Origin of the sequence: Actinophytocola glycyrrhizae (assembly GCF_042653545.1) — a bacterium.
Classification (GTDB): Bacteria; Actinomycetota; Actinomycetes; order Mycobacteriales; family Pseudonocardiaceae; genus Actinophytocola; species Actinophytocola glycyrrhizae.
Window position 1 is genome coordinate 426,932 of record NZ_JBHSIS010000010.1, and the last position, 17,899, is coordinate 444,830.

Here is a 17,899-nt window from a genome sequence, read left to right on the forward strand (position 1 = left end):
CGTATTGTCCGGTCTTGTCGGTCCGTGCCACCATTCCGTACGCGAGTTCTCGCGTTCGGTGCTACGGAAGGGATCTCTGTTGTTCAAGCGAATGCTCTCCGCCTTCGGGGTGGGCGGGCCGTCGGTCGATACCGTGCTGGACTCGGCTACCGCCTCCGCCGGGGAGGTGATCCGGGGGCAGGTCAAGATCCAGGGCGGCTCGAACGACGCCGTCATCGACCAGGTGGTGCTCTCGCTCGTGACCCGGGTGGAGGTCGAGCACGGCGGCGGCGAGGCACACGGCACCGGGGAGTTCTTCCGGCTCGTCGTGCAGCGGGATGTCCGGGTGCCCGCCGGTGAGCGCCTCGACATCCCCTTCCAGCTCTCGCTGCCGTGGGAGACGCCGGTGACCGCGGTCGGCGACGTCGCGCTGCCGGGCATGGTCGTCGGTGTGCGCACCGAACTGGTGATCAAGGGCGCGCCGGACAAGGGCGACCTCGACCCCGTGCTGGTGCGGCCGCTGCCGTCGCAGGACCGGGTGCTCGAGGCGTTCGGGGAGCTGGGCGCGACGTTCCGCTCCGCCGACGTCGAGATCGGCCGGATCGCGGCCGTGCCGCAGGAACTCGGCTTCTACCAGGAGATCGAGTTCTTCCCGCCGCCGCAGTTCGCCGGGCGGCTCAACCAGGTCGAGCTGACCTTCGTCACCAGCCACTCCGACCTGTGGGTCGTGCTCGAGGCCGACAAGCGCGGCGGGCTGCTGCGGGCTGGCGGCGACTCGTTCGGCCGGTTCCACATGTCCCACGAGGAGGCCGAGCAGGCCGACTGGACCTCGATCATCGGCGGCTGGCTCGCCGACGTCGCCGACCGCGCGCCGCGGGGCAACCCGGCCTTCGGCGGCGGCCACCACGGCCACCACGGGCACCACGGCCACGGCCGCCGTGGGCCCGGCATGGGCGCCGTGGTCGGTGGCGCCGCCGCCGGTCTCGTCGGCGGGATGATCATCGGCGACATGATGGACGGCGAGCTGTTCGACGGCGGCGAGGACTTCGGCGGCGGCGAGGAATAGGCCTTTCGTGCGGCGGCCTCTCGGGGGCCGCCGCACGTCCCGCCTCCTCGTCGGCCTACGTCCGGCCACAGACGAGGAGCACCAGTTCCTGTGCCGGCCGGGTCACCGGCTCGCCGTCGCCGTTGCTCCAGTCGAGGTCGGTCGCCACCAGGCGTTTCCCGGTGAGGTCGACGCCGAAGAACGCGGCCCGGTCCGGCACGATGGTGTCGAGCACGATCCGCAGGCGGTCGAGCGGCACCTGCCTGCCCAGCCCGAGCGCGACGGTGATGTCGAGACCGTGGATGACGTCGTGGCACAGCGCGCCGGTGAACCCGTCCGGCTGCCACGGGTGGCGGGCGTTGTCCCGCACCGCGGCGGTCAGCTCGGTGCTGGTGAGCTGCCCGGCGTCGAGGCGGGCCAGCTCGTCGGCGGCCCGGTTGAGCTCGTCGGCGTCCTCGGCCCGCAGGAACTCGGCGTCGGGGTGGCGGTAGGGCGCCGTCATGTGCGCCACCACCTCGCGGACCCGCCAGCCTTCGCACAGGCTGGGCGCGTCCCACGCCTTCGCGGGCAGCCCGACCAGGATCTCGGCCAGCTCGAGACGCTCGGCGGCGATGACGTCACGGATGTCGGTCATGGGTGGTCCCTCTCGTCGATGGTCTCCTCACCCCACCGACGGACGAGGACCGCCCGGATCGACCTCAGCACTCGATGACGTTCACGGCGAGTCCGCCGCGTGCCGTCTCCTTGTACTTGACCTTCATGTCGGCGCCGGTCTCCCGCATGGTCTTGATGACCTTGTCGAGCGTGACGACGTGGGTGCCGTCGCCACGCAGCGCCATGCGCGCGGCGTTGATGGCCTTCACCGACGCCATCGCGTTGCGCTCGATGCACGGGATCTGCACCAGCCCGCCGACGGGGTCGCAGGTGAGGCCGAGGTTGTGCTCCATGCCGATCTCGGCGGCGTTCTCGACCTGCTCCGGTGTGCCGCCGAGCACCTCGCACAGCGCACCGGCGGCCATCGAGCAGGCGGAACCGACCTCGCCCTGGCATCCCACCTCGGCACCGGAGATCGACGCGGTCTCCTTGTAGATCACGCCGATCGCCCCGGCGGTGAGCAGGAACCGGACCACGCCCTCGTCGGTCGCGCCGGGCACGAACCGCGCGTAGTAGTGCAGGACGGCGGGGATGATGCCCGCGGCGCCGTTGGTCGGCGCGGTGACGACCCGGCCACCGGACGCGTTCTCCTCGTTCACGGCCAGCGCGAACAGGTTCACCCAGTCCATGACCCGCAGCGGGTCGGTGGAGAACGGGTCGGACGAGAGGTGCTCGTACATCTCGCGGGCGCGGCGCCGGACCTTCAGGCCGCCGGGCAGGGTCCCGTCCTGGGTGTGACCGCGGCGGACGCACTCCTGCATGACGTCCCAGATGTGGGTGAGCCCGGCGTGGACGTCGGTGACCGACCGCCACGCGGTCTCGTTGGCGAGCATGATCTCGCTGACGGGCAGCCCCGTGCGGCGGCAGTGGGCGAGCAGCTCGGCGCCGGTGCGGAACGGGTGGGCGACCTCGGTGTCGTCGACCTTGATCCGGTCCGCGCCCTGGGCGGCCTCGTCGACGACGAAGCCGCCGCCGACCGAGTAGTACGTGCGGGCCCGCAGCGACCGGCCCGCGGTGTCGAACGCCTCGAACGTCATGCCGTTGGGGTGGAACGGCAGGCTGCGGCGCCGGTGCAGCACCAGCGCCCCGTCACCGAACGCGATCTCGTGCGTGCCGAGGAGCCGGAGCCGCCCGGTGACCCGGATCCGCTCGACCCGCTCGTGCACGGCGTCGGTGTCGACGGTCTCCGGCTGCTCCCCTTCGAGTCCGAGCAGTACGGCGGGCCCGCTGCCGTGCCCGTGGCCGGTGGCGCCGAGCGAACCGAACAGCTCGGCCTTCACGGTGTGCGCCGAGGTCAGCAGCCCGTCGTCGGCGAGCCCGGTGACGAACGTGCGAGCGGCCCGCATCGGTCCGACCGTGTGCGAGCTGGAGGGCCCGATCCCGATCGAGAACAGGTCGAACACACTGATCGCCATTGAACCTCCGTGGAAACCGCCGCTACCAGTTCATGGTAGGTCGGGTTTCCCGGGGTGACGTCGCCGGACCGGCCGGCCGCCTGCGCGAGCCGGCCGGTCCGCCCCCGAACCCATCCGCGTGCCCACCTGTCGTACCGCCCCGCCGCCCCCTCGGCAACTCGAAGGTCCGGCCGGTGACCGAGCGTCAGCGAGTGGTGCGACGAGGCGGCCGCGGGCAGCTCATGCCAGTGCTTCCGCCGCCACCCCGGCCGCCGCGGCCAGTGCCGCGTTGTCGTACTCGGCGCCCTCGACCTCCTTGGTGGTCAGCACCGCGATGACGATCGGTGTGCCGTCCGGGGTCCAGGTGACCGCGACGTCGTTGGCCGAGCCGTAGGCGCCGCTGCCCGTCTTGTCCGCCGTCCTCCAGTCGGCTGGCAGGCCCGCGCGGATCCGCTCGTCACCCGTGGTGTTCGCGAGCAGCCAGTTCGTCAGCTGCTCCCGTTCCGGCTCGGCCAGCACGTCGCCCACCACCAGCGACCGGTAGCCCTCGCCGATCGCCGCCGGGGTGGTCGTGTCGCGGTCGTCGCCCGGGATCGCGGTGTTCAGCTCGGTCTCCCACCGGTCGAGCCGTGTCCGCTGGTCCTTGATGTCCCGCGCGAACGCCGTGATCGCCGCCGGGCCGCCGAGCAGGCGCAGCAGCAGGTTCCCCGCCGTGTTGTCCGACCGCGTGATGGCCGCCTCGCACAGCTGCGCGACGGTCATCCCGGTGGCCACCCGCGCGCTCGTCACCGGCGAGTACTCCACCAGGTCGGCCTCGGTGTACTGGACGACGGTGGCGAAGAAGTCCGACGCGATCGGGTGCCGGTGCAGCAGCGCGGCCGCCGCGTAGGGCTTGAACGTCGACATCATCGCGAACGGCTCGTCCTCCCGGTAGGACAACGTCGCTCCGGTGTGGACGTTCACGGCGTACACGCCGAGCCGGATGGCGTACCGCGCCTCGATCTCGCGCAGCGGTCCCGGATCGGCGACCAGGCTGGCCGACGTGGTCCGCGACGGTGGCGACGCGGTGCCCGCGGGTGCCGCCGAGCAGCCGGCCACCAATGCCACGCCGAGCAGAGCCGCGAGCACGGCTCTCCGTGTTTTTCCCATGCGTTCCTCCCTGTGTGATCACCACGAAGGAAGCACAGCCCGCACGGCGCACGCCAATAGAACACCCGCCGACAGCCGATATTCTTTTGGAATCACCGCAGGTCAGAAGCTTGGGAAGTCACCATCTCCCCGACCGCAACTCGGTCACGGCGAGCCGCGCGCACTCGCCGATCGCGGCGTCGGCAGCGGGCAGGAACGCGTCCGCTCGTGCCGCGAACGTGAACACCGCGACCGCGATCGGCGTCTCCCCGGGGAACGTGACGACCGCGACCTCGTTGCGGATCGCGCCGATCGTGCCGGTCTTGCCCGCCACCGTCACCCCCGCGTACGGGAACCCGGCCCGCACCCGGTGCGGCCACACCTGCAACCCGAGCAGCCGCCGCATGAACGCGCACCGCCGCGCGTCCACGACGGCGTCGGTCCAGATCAGCGTGAGCAGCCGCGTCATCTCCCGGGCGGTCGTGGCGCTGGCGAACGCCGGGTCGTAGGCGCTGACGGTGAGGGCGGCGTCGTTGTCGGCGAGCAACGCGAACGCCTCGGCCGCCGACGCAGCACCGGTGTCCCGCACGAGCGCCGCCTCGACGTCCGCGGGCCCGCCGACGACCTTCGTCCTCGGCAGCCCGCACCCGGCCAGCACCGACCGCACCGCGTCGAGCCCGACCTCGCCGAGGATCACGTCCGCGGCCGCGTTGTCCGAGACCGCGATCATCGACGCCGCGAGGTCCCGCCACGACAACGTGACCGGGTCGAGGAACGCCGCGACCCCGGTCGGCCCCGGCGAGCTCGAACCAGGGTGCACCCGGACCGGCGCGGCCGGGTCGAACGTCCCGTCCGCGAACCGGCCGCACAGCGCGACGAGCAGCGGCAGCTTGTACACCGACGCCATCACCACCAGCTCGTCGGCGCCGACGTCGACCTCCCGCCCCGGCACGTCGGTGACCGGCGCCGCGTGCACCCACCCGGTCGCGCCCGCCTGCCGCAGCGTGTCGCGGACGCGCTGCTCAACGGAGGGCATGCCGGTCCCCCGCGAGCCCGTCCTCGACCGCGGCACGCAACTCCGGTTCGGTGCGCCACACCAGCCGCACCCGCAGGAAGAACTCGTCCCCGCCGAGCGCGACGCGGTCCACCCCCGGCGCACGCAGCCCCTGGTCGGCCGTGAGCCCGAACGCGGTACCCGACGCGACGGCGGCGACCACGTCCCGGTCGGTCGGCGCGGCCACCAGCACCGGGTCGATCCCCTTGGCCCGTAAGGAATCCACGAGCAGGTCACACGCCGCCGTGTTGTGGTGCCGCGGCGGCGCGGCCAGCGCGAGGTCCCGCAGGTGCGCGAAGCGCTGGACGGCCCGGCCCGAGGGCACGAGGAAGTCGGTGGGCAGCTTCACCACGCCGCCGCACTCCAACGGGTGCACGAGCGCGGGATGGTGCACCACCGCACAGTCCAGCTGCCCGGCGACGACCGCCCCGACCAGCTCCACACTGGACCCGGCGGTGGTGGTCGCCAGCGCCCCGGCCCGCCGCACCCCGTCGACGACGGCCGCGACGTGCCACGCGGACAGCTGCGGCACCACCCCGATCCGCAGCTCGGCGCGCGCCTCCCGGTGCCGCTGCGCGTCCTCGGCGAACCGCTCCGCGTCGGCGAGCAACATGGCGGCCCTTGGCAGCAGCTCCGTCCCCGCCGACGTCAGGCCGACACCACGCGCGGTGCGGGTGAGCAGTGTGACGCCGAGCCGGTCCTCCAGCCGCCGGATGCCCTGGGACAGCGGCGGTTGCGTCATGCCGAGCCGGTCGGCGGCATGCCCGAAGTGCCCCTCCTCGGCGACGGCCACGAAGAAGCGGAGATGTCGAAGCAGATCCACCCGACCATGAAAGCAGGAGGCACCGACGAACACGGGACCGTGGCAAGACCCACGCCGTGAGCACGGACGCGCTGTCCCGAAAGCGTCGTTCGGGGCATCGCTTCGCGGCAGGCGTCGGAACACCGCCCGACGCTAGGAACTGGAACACGTTTCAGCTAGCCTCGAACCATGATTGCCACGGTGGTGTGGGGCACGGGCAACGTCGGCCGTGCCGCCATTCGCGCGGTCGACGCCCATCCCGCGCTGAAACTGACAGCCGTCATCGTGCACGACGACGCCAAGGCGGGGCGCGACGCCGGCCTCGTCGCCGGTCTCGGTCACGAACTCGGAGTCCGCGCCACCAAAGACATCGACGGCGTGCTCGCCGCCAGCCCGGGAGCCGTCGTGTACGCGGCGTCCGGCGACGTCCGGTTCGACGACGCGCTCGCCGACATCGTCCGCGCCATCCGCGCGGGCGCCGTGGTCGTCACGCCGTCGCTCTACCCGCTCTACGACCAGCGCAACGCACCACCCGAATTACGAGAACCCGTTCTAGCCGCGATCCGGGACGGTGGCGGCGCCCTGTTCGTCTCCGGTGTCGACCCGGGCTGGGGCAACGACGTCCTGCCGCTGCTGATCTCCGGGCTCGGCACCCGCGTCGACGTGGTGCGCTGCCAGGAGATCTTCGACTACTCCACCTACGAGCAGCCCGACTCCGTCCGCTACCTCGTCGGCATGGGCCAGCCCATGGACTACGAGCCGCCGATGCTGCTGCCCATGGTGCCGACGATGGTGTGGGGCGGCCAGATCCGCCTCATGGCCCGCGCGCTCGGCGTGAAACTGGACGAACTCCGCGAAACCATGGACCGCCGCCCGCTCGGGACGACCGTCACGACCAGGACCATGGGCGAGTTCGCCGAAGGCACGCAGGGCGCGGTCCGCTTCGAGGTGCAGGGCATCGTCGACGGCGAACCCCGCATCGTCATCGAGCACGTGACCCGCATCCACCCCTCCTGCGCACCGGACTGGCCGCAACCACCGAGCGGCGCCGGTGCGCACCGCGTCGTCATCGAGGGCAGGCCGCGCATCGAGGTCACCGTCGAGGCGACCGACGAGGGCGAGAACCGGTCCGCGGGCGGCAACGCCACCGCCGTCGGCCGTCTGGTGAACGCGATCGACTGGCTCGCCGACGCGGAACCCGGCCTGTACGACGCGCTCGACGTCCCGCTCCGCCCCGGCCGACTGGAGAGGAAGTAGCCATGCACGTCGACATCCCCGACGGGAAGGACCCGATCGCGTACGTGTGGGGCGAGATGGTGCCGGGCATCGGCACCGCGGCGGCGAACTTCTCGCTGTCCGTCTACGCCAACACCACGCTGGGGCTACGCGAGTTCGAGGCCGCGCGCCTGCGGATCGCGCAGCTCAACGGGTGCCTGTTCTGCCAGGACTGGCGCACCGAACGGGACGGGCAGAAGGTCGAGCCCGAGTTCGCGGCGGCGGTGGAGCAGTGGCGCACCACCGATGCGTTCGACGACCGCACACGGCTGGCCGCCGAGTACGCCGAGCGGTACGCCACCGACCACCACGGCATCGACGAGGAGTTCTGGTCGCGGATGACCGCGCACTACAGCCAGAAGGAGATCGTGGAGCTGTCCATGAGCATCGGCTCGTGGCTGGCGTTCGGCAGGCTCAACCGGGTGCTCGGCCTGGACACCCGGTGCGCCCTGCCGGTCACAGGTCCTCCGCGATGATCCGTTCGATGTTCCGCTCCGCCAGCGCGGTGATCGTGACGAACGGGTTCACGCTGGCGTTGCCGGGGATCAGCGCACCGTCCATGACGTACAGCCCGGGGTAGCCGTGGAGGCGGCCGTGGTTGTCGGTCGCCTTGTTCAGCACCGCGCCGCCAAGCGGGTGGTAGGTGAGGTGGTCACCCCAGATCTTGTACGTGCCGAACAGGTCGGTGCGGTAGATCGTCCCCTCCTTGGCGTTGATCTTGTCGAAGATGGTCTTGGCCATGTCGATCGAGGGCTGCTTCCACGCCGTCTGCCAGCTCAGGTCCACCCGGTTCGCCGCGGCGTTCCACGTGAACCGCGCGCGGTTCGGGTTCTTCGTGATGGACAGGTAGAACGACGCCCACGTCTCGATCCCGGTGGGCAGCGGCGCCACCTCCGCGAACGCGCCGCCCGCGGCCCAGTTGTCGATGCCCGCGGTCGGGATCGACGTCTGCACGGTGCCGGTCGGGTCCCAGAGGTGGTTGGCGCGCCCGCACATGACGTTGCCGTTGTCGCCCCAGCCCTTGCCGATCTCACTGTTCAGGTTCGGCAGCGCGCCGGTGGCCTTCAGCTTGGTGAGCAGCTTGCTGGTGCCGACACTGCCGGCGGCGAAGAACACCCGGTCGGCGGTGACGGTCTTGGTGGCGGTGACCGTCCCGCTCGTGTCGAGTTGCTCCACCACGACGGCGTACCGGTTGCCGGCCCGCGTGACGGACGTGACCCGGTGCAGCGGCGTGATCTGGACGCGCCCGGTCGCACGGGCCCGCGCGAGGTAGGTCTTCGGCAACGACTTCTTGCCGTGGTTGTTGCCGTACAGGATCTCCCCGGCCACCGCCGACTGCGGCGCGGTCCCGGCGGCCTCCTGCTTCATGTAGTTCATGTCGTACACGTTGGGCACGAGCGTGAACGCGAAACCGGACCGCTGCGCGTGTTTGCGGCCAACCCGCGCGTACTGGTAGCAGTCGACGCTCTCCCACCAGGACTGGTCGACGTGGTTGACCCCCAGCTCCGCGTTGGCCCTCGGGTAGTACACGTCGTACATCTCGGCCGGGTCGACCGACGGCAGCACCGCACCGAAGTTCTCCCGCCTCGGGGTCACCGCCATGCCACCGTTGACGAGCGATCCCCCACCGATCCCCCGTCCCTGGTAGACGAGGATGCCCGCGAACTCCTCGGCGTCGAGAATGCCCGCGTGCCGGGGCACGTCCTTGTCGATCGGGAAGCCGAGGAAGTTGCTGAGTGGCTGCTTGGTCCTGGTGCGCAACCAGTAGGAGCGGTAGTCGGGGGTCCTCGTGTTGGGGAAGATCTTGCCGTCACTGCCCGGTGTCTCCCACGCCTGCCCCATCTCGAGCATGTGGACGTCCACACCGGCCTGGGCAAGCCGCAGGGCGGTGACGGACCCGCCGTACCCGGTGCCGATCACGAGGACCGGAACATGTGCCCCGTCCCCGATGGCGGCAGCCGCACGCCCAGCCAGGGCAGCCGTAGCAATAATAGAACTCGTTCCAGCGATGAACATTCGCCGCGAGACCCGACCAGAACCCTTGTCAGACACCGTTGTCTTCATGACGCGAGCCACCTCACCTACGCAGGGATTAGAACAAGTTATACTCACGCGGGAAGATCAAGTCACTACGTACGCCGGAGTAACCCGCCCGAACAGGCCCTGACTGGGGAAGACACCTTCGGGACATCGCGGGCAGCGCGGCATACTCACCGGATGCCTGTGGAGTTCCCCGAGCCCACCGCCCCGGCATCGTCACGTGCCGAGGTGTTTCTCCGGTACCTCGACTACCTTCGTTCCCGGGTCGTCGACAAGGTCGAGGCTCTCCCCGACGACGCTCTTGGGTACGCACGAACCTTCGGTTCTGCGTCTACTCCTCGGCGTCAATGCAGCTTCTCCACCGCTTGTAGCGCCGCCTCCCACGGGTAGCCCGGTAGCTTCTGCTCACCCTCGCCAGGCGGGTTCGGCACGAACCCACCGTCGCCCAGGAGCACATCAACGCCAGCGTCTCGCAGCTCTCGAACGCTGCGGAGGAACGCCGGGTGGGCCGCAAGAGCGGTGTTCACGAACGGCAGGATCGCCAGCGGCAAACCCAGCCCGACGGCTTCGTTGAGTACGCCAAGTGCCAAGTTGTCCGAGATCCCGGCCGCCAGCTTGTTGATGGTGTTGGCGCTGGCTCCGCCAACGATCATGGCATCGGCGGGAGGCAGGGCATCGGCTGCGCCGGGCTGCTTGTAGTCACTGCGCACGGGGTAGCCGGTCTGCGCCGCCAAGGCGGCCTGGTCGATGAACCGGGTGGCCATCGGCGTCGCGACGACACACACGGTCCACCCTGCGTCCTGCGCCAGACCGACCAACCTGCTGACATCACGAGCAGCCAGCGTGGCGCAGGTGACCACATGGAGCACCCGCTGTGGTTGCGCGACGTTCATACGGTGACTCCGACGGCTCTGGCCACGCTGACCAAGGCGGCCGACGGCCGAGTACCTCGGGGACAGCTGCTCACCAGATCGTCGATCAGCCGGCGGGTCATCTGGCGGCAGCGGACCTCGTCGGGAGCGCATTGATCCGCATCGAGCAGACGCGAAGCAGCTTCGTCGCGCTTGCCCGCCTGTAGGTAGCCGCGGGCGACGTCCAGCAGATGGCTGGCGCGTCGTTCCTTGGGCAGACTCATCAGTTCGACCTGGGAGATGCTGGTGGCGGCCTCGGTCACTCGGCCGCCGCTCTGCATGTCAGCCAGCGCGGATACTTCATGGACTCGCACGTTGGTGGTGCCGAACGAGCTCCACAGCACATTGGAGCCGGTGCCCAACTTGTTGGCGACGGCCAGCGCCTCGGATTGCAGGTCTCGAACGTCCGCCGCTTGGTGCAGCTGAGCGGCGGCGATGCTGCCCTTGAGCATCAACATGCCGTAGGCCGACATGAACGCGGTATCGGCTTGCCTGAGATGAGGTGCCAGGCGGTCCGCCGCGGCGCGCACCATCGTCACGGCGTCGCTGCCGCGGTAGGTGTCGATCAAGGCGTGGGCCACCCATCGGGCGGCACTGCCGATCAGGGTCAGGTTCTCGGTCTGCTCGGCAAGCTGGATGCCTCGGTCGGCTGCGACCCAGCCGAGCTGGGCGTCGCCGAGTTTGAAGGCTGTCGCCGCGGTCAGCTGATATGTCCAGGCCAGCCACGCTTGCGCGCTGCGTCGGTCATCGCCACCCAGTTGCCAGACGGCGGCTTGGGCCTGGCGGATGAGGTCGGGAAGCAGCTGGCCGATGGCCTGGTAGTTCGACACCTGGAAGGCCATCCAGCCGTAGCGCACCGAGCGCTCCAGCTGGGACAGGTTCGGCTCCGGCAGGACGTCGCCGTTCGGACGGAAGACGTTGGTGATGGCGTCATAGCGACGCAGCACCGAGCGGATGGCGGCGATGTCGCCTTCATCGGGGCAGCGGCGCCGACGGTCGGCTTCGTCAGGGTCGATGAGCACCTGCAAGGGGATGTCCAGCACGTGAGCAATTTGGCGCAGGACGCTCAGACGGTCGAGCTGCCGATCACCATTCTTGATCTTGTCGACCCAACTGACCGATTTGCCAAGGCGGTCGGCGAAGATCTGCCGGGTCAGGCCGCGTCGACGCATCCAGTACAGCACGACATCGGCCACGTGGCGACGACGCAGTAGCTCGTCGTGGTCATCGGCGCTGGTCACGACCTTGATCACTCCACGGTTGTCGGCTCGGTCCGCAAAGACAGCGTAAACCGCCGACGTGCCGAGACAACGCATATGACCGGACAGTTTGTACAGCCTTTGTCACTGAGAGCGGCATAACTTCGCGATCACGGCATCCAGCGTCGGTGTTTCCCGGCGCCCAACCTTCAGGGGAACGCCCTAAAGGCTCCATGGTGGCCGAGCTGGCGCTGGAAGGCCCCACCCATCGCAACCGACGTCAGAAAAGGAATGTGCAACCGGTGGCACTCGACCTGTTCTCGCCAATCAAGGTGGTCAGCTGGGCCAGCGCCCATGGCAGCTGCCCGATGCGCTACACGATCAACGGCGGTGACGAGATGGTCATCATCTTCGGCAGCGGTACCAACGAGTTCGAATTCGCCTTCGACGTTGATGCGCTTCGAGCGTTGGTGCAACTTGGCACCGAAGCTCTGACCGAGATGGACTCCCGTGCCGAAGCGACGAGCAGCGAGCAGTCATGACCATGGACAAGCTCGTGGTGTTCCTGCTCGTGACCTCGCCGTTCCTGGGGTTCGTCGCGTGGGCAACTTGGTGGTTGGCGACCGACAGTTTGAGCGCCCGACGACGAGCGTGGGCGGTCGACGGTCCTGCCAAGCCCACGCAAAACGGCGGAAGCAACGATGAGCGGAGCCACTGTGGGCAAGCATCGGCGGCGTGAGGCTGAGCTGCTGCTGGCGGTGCAACAGTACGAGCAGCTGATCATCGCCTTGCAGGCACACCGACCAGGCACACGATCGGGGCTGTGCATGGTCTGCGGGGTGGGCTGGCCGTGCATTGCAGTCGGGCTGCCGTTGTCCACAGCCGTGTGAGCGGTGGTCTGCGCTGAGCGACACTCACCAAGCCACTCAGTCGATGAGGAAGACGTGGTGGGGCGGGTGGGGCTCGAACCCACGGCCAAGGGATTATGAGTCCCCTGCTCTAACCGACTGAGCTACCGCCCCCAGTAACGGTGTGCGGAAAGGTTACTTGCTGGCGAAAGAGAGCCATTCGTCGACCTCGGCCAGGAGTGTCTTCTTCAGTGGTTCGGGGGCTGCCGACGTGCGGATGCCGCCGGCGGCGACGGTGGCCAGCTCGGTGTCGGTGAGGCCGAGGGAGTTCCGGCAGATCTCGTACTGTCCGGCGAGGCCGACCCCGAACAGCAGCGGGTCGTCGGTCGACAGGGCGACGGGCACCCCGGCCGACAGGAACGCGCGCACGGGCACGGTGGACAGTTCGTGCACTCCGAACGGCGGGTACGACGTCGGGCAGATCTCCACCCCCACCTGCCGTTCGGCCAGCAGCGACAGCACCCGCGGGTCGGCGACGGCTGACGTCCCGTGTCCGATCCGCGCCGCCTCCAGGGACTCGACGCAGGACCGCACGTGCGATGCGGGCGTGTAGAAACCCGAATGCGGCGCCCCCAGCAACCCGGCGTCGGCCGTCACCCGGAAGGCCGGGGCGAAGTCGGCCACCTCCACGCCGCGTTCGTCGTTGGACAGCCCGAAGCCGACGACTCCGTGTGCCGCGTACCGGGCGGCGAGGCGGGCCAGTGTCACCGCGTGCGACGGTGGGCGCTGCCAGCTCGACGCCACCAGCACGCCGACCGGGATGGGTGCGGCGGCGGCACCGGCGAGCACCACCTCCAGCGCCGCCTCGAGTCCGCCGAAGACCGGTGCGTACGAGGTGGGGTCGACCTGGATCTCCATCCACCGGCAGCCGTCGGCGGCGTCGTCGGCCGCGGCCTCGGCGATCACGCGTGCGATGTCGGCCGGGGTGCGGAGGGTGGCGCGGGACGCGTCGTAGCGGTCCTGGAACGCCGCCCATGTTCCGGCGCCGTCGGCGAGTGGCGGGGGCACCGTGACGCGGTGGCGGCCGGCCAGCTCGAGGAGCGTGGCCGGCCGCATCGCACCCGTCAGGTGCAGGTGGAGCTGCGCCTTCGGCAGCCCCCGCAGATCACGACTGGGTGTAGGCAGGTTCACGCCGGCCGTTGTTCTGCTGGGCCGTCGCCTTGTGCCGGTTTCCGAGGCCGGTCTTCTCGCCCACCTTCGCACGGGCGATGCCCGCGGCGCCCTGCACGGCGGGGTGGTCGGCGATCTTGCGGTAGGTCCGCATGATCTGGTCGTATCGGCCGCGGCCTGCCTTCGCGCCCAGTACGTACCCGACCGCGGCGCCCAGGATGAACGCCTTCATGTGTCCTCGCCTCCCATGGCTCGACCTGCTGGTTTCCCCACCATCTTCCCCCACCGGGGCCCTGAACGCCGGGTGGCGGGAAACCCGGTTCCAGCCATGCGCTAGAGTTACCTCTCGCCGGACCGGGTCCGGTAGGCGATCCTCCATAGCTCAATTGGCAGAGCATTCGACTGTTAATCGAAGGGTTGCTGGTTCGAGTCCAGCTGGAGGAGCTTTCGCCCCAGGCCATGCGCCTGGGGCTTTTTCATGCCCACCGCCCGGCCCCCGACGAGGTCGTCGCCGCTTCGCGGGACCTCGTCGGGGCGTTGTGTGCGAGGTCATACCGTCGAGCAGCTCAACGGCGAACAGCGATCACCTGGTACTCCACGTCCGGTCCCGGCGTGGTGTTGAACCGCGCGTTCGGCAGGTACAGCCGGTTGCCGAAGGCCGCGACCGTGGTCGGGACGTCGAACCGCTCGTCGGTCAGCGTCGTCCTCAGGACCGCGCGGGTCGCGGCGCGGTCCAGGTGCAGCACTGCGACCGTGTTCAGCCGGTTCTGCACCACGTACAGGGTGCGGCCGGACAGCAGCAGGCCGTCACCGTTCGTGAGCGGGTAGTCCAGCGCCACCTGGGTGGACCGGCCGTCGAACGCGACCCGGAACAGCTTGCCGGTGTTCGACTGCACCACCAGCAGCGCCTTGCCATCCGGCGTCGGGGCGATGCCGTTGGCGTTGATCCCCTCGCCGTACACCAGGTCGCCGGTGATCGGGACCGTCGTGACCGTCCCGCGTTCGAGCCGGTACAGCTGCTGGTTCGTCGAGTCGGTGAACCACGCCGCGCCGCCGACCAGCGCCACGTCGTTCACGAACGCGGCCGCGGTGGTCAGCTGGTACGCGGCCAACACCCGGCCGGTGCGCGTGTCGATCACCCGAGCGTTCCCGGCGACACCACCGGCGACGTACAGGCGGCCCCTTCCGTCGGTCTTGAGCCCCACCGACGGCGTGCCGGGCCCCTCGCTGACGACGCGGCCGCGGCCGGTCCGCAGGTCGGCGCGGTAGATCGAGCCGTCGGCGAGCGATCCGAAGTAGGCCACCGGACCGGGGCCGATCGCGATCCCTTCCGGCCGGAAACCGTCCGGCAGGTCGATCGTCGTGGGGAAGACCGGGGACGCGGCCGCCACCGCGGGCGAGAACACGAGCAGGGCGGCCAGTACAACTCCAACGCGTCGAAACATCGAAACGTCCTCTGCGTGAGTAGACAGGGTCAACCCAACCTACGCACGCCGGACGCGGCGGGTTCAGCCGACAGGCGGAGGACGTCCATGGCCGCCTGCGACAGGACGGCACGCATCTCCTCCTCGGTGAACTCGTCCTCGTCCTGGTAGGTCGTCGAGGACAGCACCGCGCCGAGCACCTCCATCGCGGCGACGGCCCGCAGCCGGTCCGCGGTCGTCGGCGCGGGGCCCGCGAACCACGCGACAAGCCGCTTCCCGAGGCCCACCATGTCGTCCCACAGCTCGCCGAGGACCACGGCCACACCGGCGGCGTCCCGCTGGAAGATGCCCGCCACCGAACGGTTTCTGAGGAACACGTCGAGACACCGGCCCACCACGTGGCGCACGTTCTCCGGGGTGTGTTCGAGCCGGGCGGTGTCGTCGACGATCGTCCGCCAGCCCGTGATCACCGGCTCCACCACTGCCAGCAACAGCGACTGTTTCGACGAGTAGTGGTAGTACAGCGACGCCTTCGTCAGCCCGACACGTTCGGCGATCTCCCGCAGGCTTGTCTGCTCGAACCCCTTGTTCGAGAACAGCTCCAGGGCAACCGCACGAATCGTCTCGCGGGTGTCCCCGTCCATCCGCGTTCCTCCTCAGCAGTTTCTCAGCCCGCTCACGTTAGCGTTCGCCCCGCCTGGACCCTCACACGATCTTACCTACCGGGCGGCAGGTAGACTCGCCGCTTGTCGGGGAGGGCGGCATCTCACAGGGGAGGAAAGATGTTCGAACGACTGGGACGTCTGGTCGTGCACAATCCGTGGAAGGTCATCGCGGGCTGGGTGCTGGTCACCATCGCGATCGTGGCGTTCGCGCCGACGCTCGCCGACGTCACCACCCGTGACCAGGCCAACTTCCTGCCTGCCGACTACGAGTCGGTGCAGGCCGGTGAGCTGGCCGAACAGTCCTTCGGGCGGGCCGACCAGGCCAGCGCGACGATCGTGGTCAAACGGCAGGACAGCCAGACGCTGACCGACGCGGACCGGACGGCGATCGGCGACCTCGGCGAGGACCTCGACGGCGCGGGCATCGACCGGGTCACGGCCGTGCTCACCGGCGACCAGTTCCTGGCCCCGAACAAGAAGGTCCAGCTGGTTACCGTCGGGCTCGAGGGCCTGGGGGACGACCCGGAGCTCGTCGAGGCGGTCAAGGAGATCCGCGAACGGGCGACGGACGCGCTGGGCGGCACGGACCTGGAGTACGCGGTCACCGGTGACGTCGCGATGTTCGCCGACAACGCCGACGCGTTCGACACCGCGCTGGTGATCGTCGGCGCGGCCACGATCGTGCTGATCATCGGTCTGCTGCTGGTGATCTACCGGAGCCCGGTCGCGGCGCTGCTGCCGATCGTCACGGTCGGGCTGGTGAGCGCCATCGCGCCGGGGCTGGTCGCGTGGCTCGCGCAGGCGTTCGACTTCCAGGTCGACCAGTCGGTGCAGATCGTGATGACGATCGTGTTGTACGGCGTCGGCACCGACTACATCGTGTTCCTGCTGTTCCGCTACCGCGAGCGGCTGCGGGCCGGCGACGACCCGAAGACCGCGCTCGTGGCGGCGCTGGCGCGGGTCGGCGAGGTCATCACCTCCGCCGCCGCGGCCATCGTCATCGCGTTCATGGCGTTGCTGCTCGCGGTGTTCGGCGCGTTCACCAGCTTCGGGCCGGGCCTGTCGATCGCGGTCGTGGTGATGGCGATCGCGGCGGTCACGCTGGTCCCGGCGGTCGTGTCCCTGGTGGGCCCCAAGGTCTTCTGGCCGTCGAAGTCCTGGCAGCGCACGCCGAAGGGCACACTGTTCCAGCGCCTCGGCAAGTTCACCGGCCGCCGTCCCGGGGTCGTCGCGGTCGCGTCCGGTGGCGTGATGGTGGTGCTGGCGCTGGGCATGTTCGGGTTCAACACCGACTACGACCAGACCGGTCAGCTGCCGGGCGACACCGAGTCGGCGCGGGGCCTCGAGTTCATGGCGACCGGGTTCCCGGCCGGTGCGCTGAACCCGACGTCGGTGTATGTGAAGGCCGACAGCGGCACGCTCGACGAGCAGGCGCTCGCGACCTACGCGCAGGAGCTGCAGGAGGTGCCCGGCGTCGGTGGGGTGATGCCGGGGCCGACCGGGCAGCCCGCCACGCTCAGCGAGGACGGGAACGTCGCCAGGATCGACCTGCTGCTGGACTCCAGCCCGTACGCGAACTCCTCGCTCGACCTGGTGGACGGGCCGCTGCGGGACGTGGCGCACTCGCGGGCCCCGGCGGGCACCACCGCGAAGGTCGGCGGCCTGACCTCGGCGTTCGCCGACATCCGGGACGCGAACAACCGGGACCTGTGGGTCATCTTCCCGGTCGCGGGTGTGCTGATCGCGCTGGTGCTCGGTCTGCTGCTGCGCAGCCTCGTCGCGCCGCTGTACCTGATGCTGGCGGTGGTCGTCGGGTTCTTCTCGACGATGGGCGCGACCGTGCTGGTGTTCCAGGGCATCGGTGACCGGCCGGGCGTGTCGTTCATGCTGCCGATGCTCGTGTACCTGTTCGTGGTCGCGATCGGCACGGACTACAACATCCTGATGATCGCGAGACTGCGCGAGGAGGCCAAACTCGGCAACGACCCGCGCAAGGCCGCGGACCTCGCGGTCGAGCACGGCGGCCCGTCGGTCGGCGCGGCGGGCGTGATCCTCGCGGGCACGTTCGCGTCGATGCTGCTGGCCGGTGTCTCGTTCCTGATGGAGATGGGTTTCGCGGTGTCGGTCGGCATCCTGATCGCGGCGTTCGTGATGTCGATGTTCCTGGTGCCGAGCCTCACCGCACTGCTCGGCCACGCGGCGTGGTGGCCAGGCCACGGCGACCGGGCGACGGTCCCGCCGCCGGGGGAACGTGACCGGGTCACGGTCGGCTAGGCGCACTGCCGTGACGGGCACCTTCGGCGAAGGTGCC

General features: G+C 69.8%; 18 protein-coding genes and 2 tRNA genes. 7 read left to right on the forward strand and 13 right to left on the reverse strand.

Annotated elements, in window-relative coordinates:
• Window positions 1-79 precede the first annotated feature (79 nt).
• Entirely contained in the window at window positions 80-1,045 is a 966-nt protein-coding gene (locus ACFPCV_RS23685) for a sporulation protein (RefSeq protein WP_378058484.1), read from the forward strand.
• Window positions 1,046-1,100: 55 nt separating this feature from the next.
• Here the strand turns inward: ACFPCV_RS23685 and ACFPCV_RS23690 are convergent, their stop codons facing one another.
• The 5 genes from ACFPCV_RS23690 to ACFPCV_RS23710 form a co-directional block, all read right to left on the reverse strand.
• Window positions 1,101-1,658, reverse strand: coding sequence for a maleylpyruvate isomerase family mycothiol-dependent enzyme (locus ACFPCV_RS23690; protein WP_378058485.1), 558 nt, complete (start codon window positions 1,656-1,658; stop codon window positions 1,101-1,103).
• Window positions 1,659-1,722: 64 nt separating this feature from the next.
• Window positions 1,723-3,093 carry an L-serine ammonia-lyase gene (locus ACFPCV_RS23695; RefSeq protein ID WP_378058486.1) on the reverse strand — a complete coding sequence of 457 codons (1,371 nt, stop codon included), beginning with the start codon at window positions 3,091-3,093 and terminating at the stop codon, window positions 1,723-1,725.
• Window positions 3,094-3,312: 219 nt separating this feature from the next.
• Window positions 3,313-4,221: a class A beta-lactamase gene (gene bla / locus ACFPCV_RS23700; RefSeq protein ID WP_378058487.1), complete on the reverse strand. Its 909-nt coding sequence runs from the start codon at window positions 4,219-4,221 to the stop codon at window positions 3,313-3,315.
• Between the two features lie 118 nt (window positions 4,222-4,339).
• Window positions 4,340-5,236 carry a serine hydrolase gene (locus ACFPCV_RS23705; RefSeq protein ID WP_378058488.1) on the reverse strand — a complete coding sequence of 299 codons (897 nt, stop codon included), beginning with the start codon at window positions 5,234-5,236 and terminating at the stop codon, window positions 4,340-4,342.
• Window positions 5,223-6,077 (reverse strand): LysR family transcriptional regulator, encoded by an 855-nt coding sequence (locus ACFPCV_RS23710; protein ID WP_378058489.1) that lies wholly within the window; start codon window positions 6,075-6,077, stop codon window positions 5,223-5,225. Before ACFPCV_RS23710 ends, ACFPCV_RS23705 begins: the two co-directional genes overlap by 14 nt.
• 168 nt (window positions 6,078-6,245) lie before the next feature.
• Here ACFPCV_RS23710 and ACFPCV_RS23715 point away from each other — a divergent pair, with 168 nt between their 5' ends.
• Together ACFPCV_RS23715 and ACFPCV_RS23720 are read left to right on the forward strand one after the other, a co-directional pair.
• On the forward strand, window positions 6,246-7,313 hold the full coding sequence (locus ACFPCV_RS23715) for an NAD(P)H-dependent amine dehydrogenase family protein (protein ID WP_378058490.1): 1,068 nt from the start codon (window positions 6,246-6,248) through the stop codon (window positions 7,311-7,313).
• Between the two features lie 2 nt (window positions 7,314-7,315).
• The gene (locus tag ACFPCV_RS23720; RefSeq protein WP_378058491.1) at window positions 7,316-7,807 is read left to right on the forward strand and encodes a carboxymuconolactone decarboxylase family protein; all 492 of its coding nucleotides are present in this window, start codon (window positions 7,316-7,318) and stop codon (window positions 7,805-7,807) included.
• Here the strand turns inward: ACFPCV_RS23720 and ACFPCV_RS23725 are convergent.
• The 3 genes from ACFPCV_RS23725 to ACFPCV_RS23735 all read right to left on the reverse strand — a co-directional run bounded on the left by ACFPCV_RS23725 (window position 7,788) and on the right by ACFPCV_RS23735 (window position 11,535).
• Window positions 7,788-9,251, reverse strand: coding sequence for a GMC oxidoreductase (locus ACFPCV_RS23725; protein WP_465251571.1), 1,464 nt, complete (start codon window positions 9,249-9,251; stop codon window positions 7,788-7,790). The genes ACFPCV_RS23720 and ACFPCV_RS23725 overlap by 20 nt on opposite strands.
• A 464-nt stretch (window positions 9,252-9,715) precedes the next feature.
• A complete protein-coding gene (locus ACFPCV_RS23730; RefSeq protein WP_378058492.1) occupies window positions 9,716-10,264 on the reverse strand; it encodes a flavoprotein in 549 nt (182 codons plus the stop codon).
• Entirely contained in the window at window positions 10,261-11,535 is a 1,275-nt protein-coding gene (locus tag ACFPCV_RS23735; RefSeq protein ID WP_378058493.1) for a helix-turn-helix domain-containing protein, read from the reverse strand. The genes ACFPCV_RS23730 and ACFPCV_RS23735 overlap by 4 nt, the downstream gene beginning before the upstream one ends.
• 182 nt (window positions 11,536-11,717) lie before the next feature.
• On the opposite strand from ACFPCV_RS23735, the gene ACFPCV_RS23740 reads away from it, so the two are divergent.
• Window positions 11,718-12,023 (forward strand): hypothetical protein, encoded by a 306-nt coding sequence (locus tag ACFPCV_RS23740; protein ID WP_378058494.1) that lies wholly within the window; start codon window positions 11,718-11,720, stop codon window positions 12,021-12,023.
• Window positions 12,020-12,220 (forward strand): hypothetical protein, encoded by a 201-nt coding sequence (locus ACFPCV_RS23745; protein WP_378058495.1) that lies wholly within the window; start codon window positions 12,020-12,022, stop codon window positions 12,218-12,220. The genes ACFPCV_RS23740 and ACFPCV_RS23745 overlap by 4 nt, the downstream gene beginning before the upstream one ends.
• A 206-nt stretch (window positions 12,221-12,426) precedes the next feature.
• Here ACFPCV_RS23745 and ACFPCV_RS23750 read toward each other — a convergent pair.
• The 3 genes from ACFPCV_RS23750 to ACFPCV_RS23760 all read right to left on the reverse strand — a co-directional run bounded on the left by ACFPCV_RS23750 (window position 12,427) and on the right by ACFPCV_RS23760 (window position 13,731).
• Window positions 12,427-12,503: transfer RNA gene (locus tag ACFPCV_RS23750), tRNA-Ile, on the reverse strand.
• 21 nt (window positions 12,504-12,524) lie between these two features.
• Window positions 12,525-13,520: an adenosine deaminase gene (add, locus tag ACFPCV_RS23755; RefSeq protein ID WP_378058496.1), complete on the reverse strand. Its 996-nt coding sequence runs from the start codon at window positions 13,518-13,520 to the stop codon at window positions 12,525-12,527.
• The gene (locus tag ACFPCV_RS23760; RefSeq protein ID WP_378058497.1) at window positions 13,495-13,731 is read right to left on the reverse strand and encodes a hypothetical protein; all 237 of its coding nucleotides are present in this window, start codon (window positions 13,729-13,731) and stop codon (window positions 13,495-13,497) included. Before ACFPCV_RS23760 ends, add begins: the two co-directional genes overlap by 26 nt.
• 139 nt (window positions 13,732-13,870) lie before the next feature.
• Here ACFPCV_RS23760 and ACFPCV_RS23765 point away from each other — a divergent pair.
• Window positions 13,871-13,943: transfer RNA gene (locus tag ACFPCV_RS23765), tRNA-Asn, on the forward strand.
• A 122-nt stretch (window positions 13,944-14,065) separates the two neighbouring features.
• Here the strand turns inward: ACFPCV_RS23765 and ACFPCV_RS23770 are convergent.
• Together ACFPCV_RS23770 and ACFPCV_RS23775 are read right to left on the reverse strand one after the other, a co-directional pair.
• Window positions 14,066-14,944, reverse strand: a complete 879-nt coding sequence (locus tag ACFPCV_RS23770; RefSeq protein WP_378058498.1) for an SMP-30/gluconolactonase/LRE family protein — start codon at window positions 14,942-14,944, stop codon at window positions 14,066-14,068.
• A gap of 29 nt (window positions 14,945-14,973) precedes the next feature.
• Window positions 14,974-15,567, reverse strand: coding sequence for a TetR/AcrR family transcriptional regulator (locus ACFPCV_RS23775; RefSeq protein ID WP_378058499.1), 594 nt, complete (start codon window positions 15,565-15,567; stop codon window positions 14,974-14,976).
• A 138-nt stretch (window positions 15,568-15,705) separates the two neighbouring features.
• On the opposite strand from ACFPCV_RS23775, the gene ACFPCV_RS23780 reads away from it, so the two are divergent.
• Window positions 15,706-17,862 (forward strand): MMPL family transporter, encoded by a 2,157-nt coding sequence (locus ACFPCV_RS23780; RefSeq protein WP_378058500.1) that lies wholly within the window; start codon window positions 15,706-15,708, stop codon window positions 17,860-17,862.
• Window positions 17,863-17,899: the final 37 nt, after the last annotated feature.